Annotated in this window: 12 protein-coding genes; 7 read left to right on the top strand and 5 right to left on the bottom strand. The window is 69.6% G+C overall.

What is annotated here, in order from left to right; genetic code table 11:
- Positions 1 to 418: hypothetical protein (locus Pth03_RS08870; protein ID WP_203943633.1), on the bottom strand; the 418-nt coding region annotated here is incomplete at its 3' end.
- 526 nt (positions 419 to 944) lie between these two features.
- On the opposite strand from Pth03_RS08870, the gene Pth03_RS08865 reads away from it, so the two are divergent.
- Positions 945 to 1,538 (top strand): hemerythrin domain-containing protein, encoded by a 594-nt coding sequence (locus Pth03_RS08865; protein ID WP_239118868.1) that lies wholly within the window; start codon positions 945 to 947, stop codon positions 1,536 to 1,538.
- Positions 1,539 to 1,547: 9 nt separating this feature from the next.
- Here Pth03_RS08865 and Pth03_RS08860 read toward each other — a convergent pair whose 3' ends face one another.
- Positions 1,548 to 2,453 carry a winged helix-turn-helix transcriptional regulator gene (locus Pth03_RS08860; protein WP_203943632.1) on the bottom strand — a complete coding sequence of 302 codons (906 nt, stop codon included), beginning with the start codon at positions 2,451 to 2,453 and terminating at the stop codon, positions 1,548 to 1,550.
- A gap of 255 nt (positions 2,454 to 2,708) precedes the next feature.
- Here Pth03_RS08860 and Pth03_RS08855 point away from each other — a divergent pair, with 255 nt between their 5' ends.
- Positions 2,709 to 2,900, top strand: coding sequence for a tail-anchor membrane protein (locus Pth03_RS08855; protein ID WP_203943631.1), 192 nt, complete (start codon positions 2,709 to 2,711; stop codon positions 2,898 to 2,900).
- Positions 2,901 to 3,003: 103 nt separating this feature from the next.
- Here the strand turns inward: Pth03_RS08855 and Pth03_RS08850 are convergent, their stop codons facing one another.
- Complete coding sequence (locus tag Pth03_RS08850) at positions 3,004 to 3,321, bottom strand: DUF3817 domain-containing protein (protein WP_239118867.1); 318 nt, start codon at positions 3,319 to 3,321, stop codon at positions 3,004 to 3,006.
- A 94-nt stretch (positions 3,322 to 3,415) separates the two neighbouring features.
- Positions 3,416 to 4,204 carry an SURF1 family protein gene (locus Pth03_RS08845; RefSeq protein WP_203943630.1) on the bottom strand — a complete coding sequence of 263 codons (789 nt, stop codon included), beginning with the start codon at positions 4,202 to 4,204 and terminating at the stop codon, positions 3,416 to 3,418.
- Positions 4,205 to 4,347: 143 nt separating this feature from the next.
- On the opposite strand from Pth03_RS08845, the gene Pth03_RS08840 reads away from it, so the two are divergent.
- A complete protein-coding gene (locus Pth03_RS08840) occupies positions 4,348 to 4,521 on the top strand; it encodes a hypothetical protein (RefSeq protein WP_203943629.1) in 174 nt (57 codons plus the stop codon).
- A gap of 142 nt (positions 4,522 to 4,663) precedes the next feature.
- Positions 4,664 to 6,136, top strand: coding sequence for a flavin-containing monooxygenase (locus Pth03_RS08835; protein ID WP_203943628.1), 1,473 nt, complete (start codon positions 4,664 to 4,666; stop codon positions 6,134 to 6,136).
- Here the strand turns inward: Pth03_RS08835 and Pth03_RS08830 are convergent.
- Positions 6,108 to 7,922: a gamma-glutamyltransferase family protein gene (locus tag Pth03_RS08830; protein ID WP_203943627.1), complete on the bottom strand. Its 1,815-nt coding sequence runs from the start codon at positions 7,920 to 7,922 to the stop codon at positions 6,108 to 6,110. The two genes, Pth03_RS08835 and Pth03_RS08830, sit on opposite strands and share 29 nt — an antisense overlap.
- A gap of 167 nt (positions 7,923 to 8,089) precedes the next feature.
- On the opposite strand from Pth03_RS08830, the gene Pth03_RS08825 reads away from it, so the two are divergent.
- The 3 genes from Pth03_RS08825 to Pth03_RS08815 all read left to right on the top strand — a co-directional run bounded on the left by Pth03_RS08825 (position 8,090) and on the right by Pth03_RS08815 (position 10,191).
- Positions 8,090 to 9,250 (top strand): sensor histidine kinase, encoded by a 1,161-nt coding sequence (locus Pth03_RS08825; RefSeq protein ID WP_239118866.1) that lies wholly within the window; start codon positions 8,090 to 8,092, stop codon positions 9,248 to 9,250.
- Positions 9,247 to 9,909 carry a response regulator transcription factor gene (locus Pth03_RS08820; protein ID WP_203943626.1) on the top strand — a complete coding sequence of 221 codons (663 nt, stop codon included), beginning with the start codon at positions 9,247 to 9,249 and terminating at the stop codon, positions 9,907 to 9,909. The genes Pth03_RS08825 and Pth03_RS08820 overlap by 4 nt, the downstream gene beginning before the upstream one ends.
- 81 nt (positions 9,910 to 9,990) lie before the next feature.
- Positions 9,991 to 10,191: a hypothetical protein gene (locus tag Pth03_RS08815; RefSeq protein WP_203943625.1), complete on the top strand. Its 201-nt coding sequence runs from the start codon at positions 9,991 to 9,993 to the stop codon at positions 10,189 to 10,191.
- Positions 10,192 to 10,259: the final 68 nt, after the last annotated feature.

The following is a 10,259-nucleotide window of genomic DNA, read 5'->3' as shown; positions in this document are numbered from 1 at the left end:
TCACCAACTCGTCAGACGATGCGGCGGGTCCGGCGGAGCCTGGCGGTTCGGTCGAACTGCGCGCGGTGTGCGGCTCCCGGGGAGGCTCTTGCTCATCGCGCACATGCGCAGCGGAAAAGGCGCTGTCCTCGGCGAACCGTCCCGTAAACGCCTGCGTCGCCGTCGCGCTTTCTATCGCATTTTCCGCGCTGGTGAGCGGCTCGGTCGAAGCCCCTGAAGAAAACGCAGCGTCATCGGCGGGCGGCTCGCCACAGCCCACGGACGAAAGGCGTCCGGCACCCAGCGGGGCGGTCTCAGGCGGCTCGGCGGACGCGTTCTCCGCGCGCGTGGGCTCCCACCACTCCTTGATCCCCGACGGAGAGCTCAACGCCGAACTGCCATCGGATGGCCACGACCGGGCGCCGTCGGCAAAGGCCACCCACCGCTCCGCATCACTCGGCCGCACCCGGTCTGTCATCTTCACCCCCGATCGAACAGACGCATGAATAATGGCACGGCCATCTCGATATTCGCTATTGCTTTCGAATACAAACTTCGAACAATCTGCGTCATGACATATTCGGACATTCGGTCCTGGGCTTTGGAGAATTCCGCTGATCTCGCGGAGGCGGTCCGAGAAGGCGCCCCCCGAAGCGGCGACCCGCCCAACCGCCGCGCCATGAGAACAACCACAGCAGCACACGCACAACCACCGACGCGCACACCGGCACACGCACAATCACCGACGGCCGCCGCAGCACAAACACAGGCGATCAGCCGCACCCCCGACCGCCCGCGCCGCACATCCGCCCGGCGCCTCCTCAACGACGAGCCCTTGCATCGCCGTGCGCGACAGGTGACCGTGCACTCGGCCAAGCGGATCAAAATCTCCTGGTCAGAGCACTGATGGATGGTTTCGCGCACAGGTTGCGGGTAGCCCGAATAAGACATCGAAGGAGGCTCAAATGGATCGTCGGACCACACCCGAGCTGATGCACGAGAACGATGTGATCGACCTTCTCATCCACCAGCACGTCCTGATAAGGGAACTCTTCGACGAGGTCGGCAGGACCCGCGGCAGGGACCGCCAGGAGGCGTTCAGCCGCCTGGTCCGGCTGCTGGCCGTACATGAGACGGCGGAGGAAGAGATCGTCCATCCGTACGCGCGACGGAAGCTGGTCGGCGGTGACACGATCGTCGACAACCGCCTCCAGGAGGAGGAAGAGGCAAAGGAGATGCTCAGCCGGCTCGACGACATGGACGTGACGCAGCCGGACTTCGCGGAGGGCCTGGAACGGCTTCGGGCCGCCGTCTTCGCGCACGCCGCCGCCGAGGAGCGGTATGAGTTCTCCGAGCTCAGAGCGGCGACGACGGAAGCCGAACGCCGGGCCATGGCCGTGGGCGTCAAGGCTGCGGAGGCCATCGCCCCCACTCACCCCCACCCGGGGACGGAGACGCCGGCCAAGAACATCATGTTGGGCACGCCCATCGCGATCATGGATCGGGCGCGTGACCTCATCCGCAAGGCGATGGGCAAGCCGGAGTCCGGCCAGGGATGAGCTCCGCGATCAGTGACCCCGTGCGAACCGGATCTCTCGCCGGTTCAACGGCTGATGGCATGCCGTGCACACCAGCACGGGCGCGAGGGCGGCGCCGCAGGGCCGGTGAATGATCGTCAGCACCGAGCCCGGCGGCGCCGCGAACTCGCGTTGTGCCCAGTCGACGAGGAAGGCGAAGACCTCGAAGAACGCCAGCCCCTTCTCGGTGAGCCGGTAGTCGCCGCCGGCGCAGCGGAAGACGCCCAGCCCGACGAACCGGCGCAGGCGATCGGTGAGCACCGACGGAGCGATGCGTAAGCGCGCCTGGAAGTCGCCGAATCGGCGGGTGCCGAGGAAGGCGGCCGCCAGCACCATCGTGCTCCACCGGTCGCCGAGGATCTTCATGGAATCCGAGCAGTAGCCGGTGGCGTCCGCGCCGTCGTCCGGCCGGACCGTCCTGCGCCGCTGAGGGGGCGGTGTCCCGATGGTCGCGAAGATGGCCGGCGGCTCCCGCACCGTGTCGGTGTCGCGGGCGCTCATCGGTTCGCGGCACTCGCCACACGCGAGGTACGGCCTGGCCTCGTCCTCACACGTGTCGTGGATGAGGGGCAGGCAGGTCCGGCCCGTCCAGTCGCGCTCCCAGGAGTGGATCGCGACGAGCAACGCCCAGATGTCGAGCCCACGGGCTGTCAGCCGGTATTCGTGGCGCGCCCTGCCGTTTCTGTGGGTGACCCGCATGAAGACGCCCTGGGCGACCAGTTCCTTCAGGCGGGACGCGAGCACGGAGTCGGATATCTCCAGATGATCGCGCCACCCCGCGTACGTCCGCACGTGGTGCAGAAAGGCCCGCTGGAGGATCAGCAGCACCCAGCGGTCTCCCAGGACGGCCAGCGCCTGCCCAATAGGGCTCAGCCCGGGTTGGGGGTCTTTCTCCACAACTCGGACCTTCTTTCCGCAGCCCCCGATTTTCGGTCGGCCTCCGGCGAATCACGCCCGCCCATTCAAGCGCCCATTCCCTGCTCATGCCGTACGGAATGGCGGCCGACTTCTTTTATAACGCTCGTTTTTGGAATCCGCGTACGCGAGCGGGCGGGACCGGCAGGAACTCGGAGGCGCTCCCGGACGTTCTCGTGACGACGCATTCCGGCAGCCGGGGGCTGCTGGACGCTCCGATCAACGAAAGGCACCACGATGTCGCCACTCGGCAAGTACTACGTCGGCGCGGGGATCGTGTCCGTGCTGTCCCTTTGGCTGCTGCCCTCGCTCGTCGCCTGGCTGATCGTGCTTGGCGTGCTCGCCGGTCCGGTCGCGGTCTACTTCATGCTGGACGAGTCCCAGCGGGCGCGGCTGCGCCGGATCCGCCGGCGTCAGATCGGCCGCTGACCGCCGCGCGACGGGCGCCAGGCCCACAACACCCATAGAGACGAGCCCGCCCGTGGTCAGGCGACCACGGGCGGTTCGGCGTCGCCGTACGAGACCTCGGCGGTCAGGCGGTGGCGGGGAGGATCTTGCGGACGCGGTCGCGGACGCTGCGCTCCATGACGAACGACAGCAGCGGGATCGTGCCCGCGAGCAGCACCAGCAGCAGGTAGCCGATCGGCCACCGGGTCTTGAGGCCCAGGTTGAGCGCGCCGGCCAGGTAGATCATGTATAGGAAGCCGTGGATGGGGCCGACGATCGCCACCATCGTGTCGTTGTCGAATCCGTACTTCACCACCATGGCGACGCAGAGCAGGAGCAGCATCACACCGACGATGTACGCCATGACGCGATAGAACTTGAGCGCGGATTCCACGTGGATCATTACCTCTGCTGGGAAACGGTTATCACACGATATCGGGGTGCCGCGCCGGTCACCGACCGGCCACCGGATGAGCGTGCGTCAAGCGGAGCGCAGGTCACGACCCGGCCTCCGCCACGGCTGCGGGCCGCCGCTCCTCTCCGCGCCCGCCTCGTACGGCGTCGCGGACGAAGTGGAACCACATGAACACGGCGAAGAGCGCGAAGATCCACCACTGGGCGGCGTAGGCCAGGTTTCGCCAGTTGAAGCCGACGCCCAGGGTGGGGGGCGGCACCGCGACCGCCGTAGCCCCTGGAGGCGGGGTCGGCGCGGTGGCGACGACGAACCCGTCTCGCAGCGGCGCGTTCGGCCAGACGTTGATGAGCTCGGCGGTCGAGACGGTCGCCACCTGGCCGCCCGGCAGTTGGCCGCTTCTTTCCACGGCGTCTGTCTGCTCGGAGGGGCGCAGCCGTCCGGTCACGGTCACCGGCCCGGACGGCACGGCCGCCGCGGGGTCCTGCGCCGAGGGAACCCATCCGCGGATCACGGAGACGATCGTGCCGTCGGCCAGCCGCAGCGGCGTGAGCAGCCAGAATCCGGCGCCGCGCGCGGCCCTGCCGCCGGGGGCGGACACGTCGGGAAGCCGGTCGGCGACGAGGAGCTGCGAACCCGCTTCGTAGGTGCCGGTCGCCGTCACCCGCCTTCCGGCGACGTCGCCGGTGACGTGGCTGCCCACTTTGGCCAGGTCGCTCACAGCGATGGGCGCGGGGTCGGGAGCGAGTTTGGGCGCGCCGGACGCCTCGAAGACGCCGAGCTGCCATCGCCCCAGAAAGGTGAAAGACACGAGCACCCCGATCACCAGCAGGTGCAGGCCCACCAGCCGGGGAGAGAACAGGGTGCGCAACATGACAGACACGCTATCCGCCGGAGCGGGCGGTTCCGTACGCGGAGGGGCTCGCGCCCGCGAATACAACGCAGCCACACACCATGCGAACGCAAATCCGACAAATCCTCACCGCAGACACCTCTGATGTCGCTAGAGTTTCCGCCATGTCAGAACCTCAGATTGATCCGGCCGGGAACACGCAGGCTTTCCGGGCTTTCGCCAACAACCAGGACGTCGAGGCCGCGCAGCCGAAGGCATCGCGACTGCCGATCTGGATCGCCCTGGGTGCGGTGGCCGTTGCGGTGATCGCCGTGGTGGCGTACCTCCTGGCCGGCTGACATCCCACGACCCGCCGCCGACGACCGCGCCCGTCGGCGGCTTCGTCGTGCCGGGGATCGTTCCTCTCACCCGGTCTGGACCCCTGAGTCCACCGTGATTATGTTGGACGGCAGGTGAACCGCCCTCTTCGAGGGAGACCATATGCCCAGTCCGGCCATCACGATCATCGGCTCGGGTTTCGCCGGCCTGTGCATGGCGATCAAGCTCAAAGAGGCCGGCTGGCACGACTTCGTGATCGTGGAGAAGGCCGCCGACCTCGGCGGGACGTGGCGCGACAACACCTACCCGGGCTGCGCCTGCGACGTCCCCTCTCCGCTCTATTCGTTCTCCTTCGATCTCAATCCCGGCTGGTCCCGGATGTTCTCCCCGGGCGAGGAGATCTGGGACTACCTCCGCGACTGCGTCGCCAGGTACGGCCTGGCCCCCCACCTCCGGTTCGGCACGGAGGTGTCCTCCCTGGAGTACGACGACGCCCGCCAGGTCTGGCTGGTGTCCACGGCCGACGGGGAGTCGTTCGAGACCAACGCCGTCGTGTGCGGCATCGGCGCACTCCACATCCCGTCATTCCCCGAAATTTCGGGACGAGAGCGGTTCACCGGCGCGGCCTTCCACTCGGCGCAGTGGGACCACTCGGTCGACCTGACGGGCAAACGGGTCGCGGTCGTCGGCACAGGTGCGTCGGCCGTGCAGTTCGTGCCGGTCGTGGCCGAGCAGGCGGCCCGGCTGCACGTCTTCCAGCGCACACCCGCGTGGATCCAGCCCAAGCCCGACGCTCCCATCTCCGAGGGCATGCGGCGCGCGATGCGGATCCCCGGCGCGGCGCGAGCCGTACGGAACTCCGTCTACTGGCTGCTCGAGGCCCGTGCCCTCGGCTTCGCTGTCGACCCCGCCCTGATGAAGGCCCAGCGGCGCGTCGTCGAGCGCCATCTGGCCCGCCAGGTGGCCGACCCTGAGCTGCGCGCCAAGCTAACGCCCGACTACACGGTCGGCTGCAAGCGCATCCTGCTGTCCAGCGACTACTATCCCGCGCTGGCCAGGGACAACGTCGAGCTCGTCACCGACGCGATCACCGGCGTGACCGAACGCGGCATCGTCGACGCCACCGGCCGCGAGCGCGAGGTCGACGTGATCGTGTACGGCACCGGCTTCAAGGTCGTGGACGCCGTGAGAGACCAGCAGATCGTCGGCAGGAACGGCCTCACGATCCAGGACGCCTGGAAGGACGGGCCCGAGGCCTATCTCGGCGTCAGCGCCTCGGGTTTCCCCAACTTCTTCCTCCTCATGGGGCCCAACACGGGGCTGGGCCACACCTCGGTCGTGTTCATGATCGAGGCCCAGGTCAGGTACGTCATCGAGTGCCTGCGCCTGCTCTCCCGCAGCGGGGCGCGGGCCCTGGACGTGCGGGAGGAGGCGCAGCGGGCCTACAACGACCGCCTGCAGAGCCGCCTCGGCCGGCTGGTGTGGAGCCGGGGCGGCTGCACGAGCTGGTACCTGGACGAGCGCGGGATCAACCGGGCGACCTGGCCGGGCTTCACCTTCGAATACTGGGTGAGGACCAGGAAGGTGAAGCCCTCGGCCTACGAGCTCATCGGCCCTTCCCCGGCGCGGGGCTGAGCACCAGGGCGCTGCCGCCTCCGCGCCGGACGGGCTCGGCAACCGCCTGGACCTTGCCGTGCCCGAGAAACTCCAGGCCGGTCGCCGCGCCGATCTCCCCCACCGGCGGCCCGGGCACCCCTGAGAAGGCGTGCCCGAGGGCCGTGAGCTGCGGGCCGTACCGGTCGATGAACGCGGGCTCGGCCTGCGTGGTCGCCGAGTTGCGCTGCGAGGCCCGGGGCGCGGCGATCGCCTCGGGCAGCGACATCCCGAAGTCGAGCCGGTTGACCAGGATCTGCAGCACGGTCGTGATGATCGTCGCACCGCCCGGAGAGCCGACGGCCAGCAGCGGCCTGCCATCCTTGAGCACGATCGTGGGCGCCATCGAGGAGCGCGGCCGCTTCCCGGGGGCCGGGAGGTTCGGGTCGCCGGGAGCGGGCCCGAAGGTGAAGTCGGTCAGCTCGTTGTTGAGCAGGATGCCGCGGCCGGGCACCACGATGCCGGCGCCGCCGGTCTGCTCGATCGTGATGTTGTAGGCGGCGACGTTGCCCCAGCGGTCGGTCGCGACCAGGTGGGTGGTCTCCGGCCCTTCGGGCTTCTCGGCCTTGTCAGAGGACGCGGACGCGCCGGTCGCGGGGCACGGCGAATACGCCCCGTCGGGTGTGCCGGGGGCCACGGGGCTCGTCAGCGCGGTCGCGCCGATCAGGCAGGCCCGCTCCTTGCCGAAGCCGCTGGACAGCAGGCCGTCGAGCGGCACGTCCACGTAGGCGGGGTCTCCCACGTAGGCGTTGCGGTCGGCGAAGGCCAGGCGCGACGCCTCCAGGTATTCGTGCAGGCCGACGGTCCTGCCGGTGCTGGGCACGGCCTTGAGGATGTTGAGCGCCTCCCCCACCGTCGAGCCGCCGGAAGAGGGCGGGGCCATGCCGTACACGTCGAGGCCCTTGTAGGTGACCTTCGTGGGACGGCGTTCGAGCGCGCGGTAGGCCTTGAGGTCGCCTAATTCCATCAGGCCCGGCCGCGCGACCCGGGTGGAGCCGGAGGTGAGCGGCGGCTTCTTGACCGTGGCGACGATCTCGGCGCCGAGGCCCCCGCCGTACAGCCAGGACGGGCCGCGTTTCCCCAGCTCGGTGTAGGTCCTGGCGAGGTCGGGGTTGCGGAAGACGGATCCGACCGGGGGCGGCTGCCCGCCGGGCAAGTAGAGCGCGGCGGTCGGAGTGAAGTCGGCGAAACGCGCGGCGTTCTGCACGGTCTGGTCGTAGAACGTCTGATCGACGACGAACCCCTTCTTGGCCGTGTCGATCGCCGGGCGCAGGGCCTGTGCCAGCGACAGCGTGCCGTACCGGCGGAGCGCGAGATCCCACTGCGCGACGCTGCCGGGGACGCCGACGGAAAGGCCGCTGGTCACGGCGTCGTTGAACGGGATGCCCTCGAAGGCCGTGGAGGTCATCGCCTTCGGCGCGGTCTCCCTGCCGTCGATCGTGGTGACCCGGCGCGACTTGGCGTCGTAATAGACCATGAAGCCGCCCCCGGCCAGGCCTGCGGAATACGGCTCGGTCACGCCGAGGGTGGCCGCTCCCGCCACGGCGGCGTCCATGGCGTTGCCGCCCTGCCTGAGCACGCCCAGCGCGGCCTTGCTGGCGTCGAGGTCGACCGTCGAGACCGCCCCGCCGTACCCCTCCGCGACCGGCTTCTTGACCTCCGGCCCGGACGTGGGCGGCTTGTGCGGGGGGCTGCCGGCGGCCTGTGCGGGCGCCACCAGGCCCGTCAGCACGGCGAGCCCCAGCGACGCGACGACGGCGCTCCTCATGTGCGAACCTCCACAACGTGGGCGATCACTCCAGCATGACTCACGAGGTCAGTGAGCGTCCTGAAATGTCCACATCCGGACGCGCACCGGATACTCCGCCCGGCGTAGAAGACGGTGCCGCGCCAGGAGGATGCCCAGCTCAGCCCAGATGGCCTAGCGTGCCTGATGTGCGCTTTCCGACGACATGGCCGCGAATGGCCGGCAAGATCGACCCCGTCCTGCCCGTCGTCGTCGGCGTGGTCCAGGTCGCGGGGTCGATGGGCGCCCAGCACGTCCAGCTCTCGATGGCCGACCTGGGCCGGGCCCCGCTGGACTGGTGGGGATACGTCCTGCTGCTGGTCGGCCCCCTGGCGATCGCCGTCCGCCGCCGCGCCCCGGTCGCCGCCCTGGTGGTCACACTCGTCTCCACCTGCCTCTACCTTCTGTGGAACTTCGCCTACGGGCCCGTGTTCGTCAGCCCGGTCATCGCGTTGTTCACGGCGGTGGTCTGCGGACACCGCCGGGCCGCCTGGCTCGGAGCGGGCGCCTTCTTCCTGTTCATCGTGATTTACGCCGGCTGGCTCATCCCCCACCCGCGGGGCTGGTTCCACGACACCGCGTTCGCGGCGTTCCTCCTGCTCACGATGACCGTCTCCGAGGTCGTCCGGATCCGGCGCGAACGCCTCGCCGAGCGGGAGCGCGTCGCGCGGGAGGAGGCCAGGAGGCAGGCCAGCGAGGAGCGGCTGACCATGGCCCAGGAACTCCACGACGTGCTCGCGCACAACATCTCGCTGATCCACGTCCAGGCGTCCACCGCGCTGCACCTGCTGGACGAGCATCCCGAGCAGGCCCGCACCGCCCTGGCCACGATCAAGCAGGCGTCCAAGGACGTGCTCACCGAGATGCGGGGCGTGCTGAGCCTGCTCAGGGAGGGCGCGCCGCGCTCCCCCACCGCCGGGCTCGACCGGCTGGACGAGCTGACCGAGCGCAGCGGCCTGCCCGTCACCGTCACGGTGTCCGGGGCCGTCCGGCCGCTGGCCGCGGGGACCGACCGGGCCGGCTACCGGATCGTCCAGGAGGCCCTCACCAACGTGACGAGGCACGCCCCCGGCGCCGCCGTGACCATCCGCATCTCGTACGGCTCCCGCGAACTCGGCATCACGGTGGAGGACGACGGGGCCGGGGCGCAACCCGCCATCTCCGGCCTGGGCAGCGGAAACGGCATCCCCGGCATGCGCGAGCGCGCGGCGGCGCTCGGCGGCTCACTGACCGCCGGTCCGATGCCCGGCGGCGGTTTCCGCGTGGACGCCGTGCTCCCCCTGCCCGACCTGACGAGGGACCCCAAATGATCAAGGTGTTGCTGGCCGACGACCAGGCGCTCGTGCGCGCCGGCTTCCGCGCTCTCCTGAACGCCCAGGAGGGCATGACCGTGGTCGGTGAGGCCCCCGACGGGGCCCATGCCGTACGGATGTCGCGGGAGCTGCGGCCCGACGTGGTGCTGATGGACATCCGCATGCCGAACATGGACGGGCTCGAGGCCACGCGGCGCATCGGCGAGGACCCGGAGCTCGACGCCACCAAGATCATCATGCTGACGACGTTCGAGCTCGACGAGTACGTCTTCGAAGCGCTCCGGGGCGGCGCGAGCGGCTTCCTCGTCAAGGACACCGAGCCTGCCGAGCTGATCCAGGCCGTCAGGGTCGTGGCCTCCGGCGACGCCCTGCTGTCCCCCGGCGTCACCCGCAGGCTCATCGCCGAATACGCCTCCCGGGCCAAGGAGCCCGCCCTGGGCCGCAGCCTCGACGTGCTCACCGAGCGGGAGCGCGAGGTCCTGGCGCTGGTCGGCACGGGCATGAGCAACGACGAGGTGGCCGCCACGCTCTTCATGTCGCCGGCCACCGCCAAGACGCACGTCAGCCGCGCGATGACCAAGCTGCACGCCCGCGACCGCGCCCAGCTCGTCGTCATCGCCTACGAGTCCGGCCTCGTCAAGCCAGGCTGGCTCTGATCGGGGTGAGCGAAGTGTTACTGGTCGCTCCCGGGCCACGACGTTACGTTGCGGGAAAAGCCCAGGTTCGAGGAGGACCTCGTGAAATCGATCGCACGATTCTGCGGCAACTGCAGCTGCGGATGCCCTGAGCTCTTTGTTGATCCGTCGGCGCCCGCCGAGCGGCAGGTCGTCATCACCGACGACTTCGGTCAGCGGGTGGAGATGAGCCTCGACCAGTTCGGCTCGATCGTCGAGGCCGCCAAGGCCGGGGCGCTCGACGAACTGTCCCTCGTCCACTGACGCGGCCCGGCCGGGTTCTCAGGAAATGTCCACCCGGCCCGCCGCGTCCGTCGACAAAGGACTTGGCA

This window comes from Planotetraspora thailandica (assembly GCF_016863335.1).
GTDB lineage: Bacteria > Actinomycetota > Actinomycetes > Streptosporangiales > Streptosporangiaceae > Planotetraspora > Planotetraspora thailandica.
Note: the sequence above shows the minus strand (reverse complement) of the source record. Positions and strands in the feature narration are given on the sequence as shown.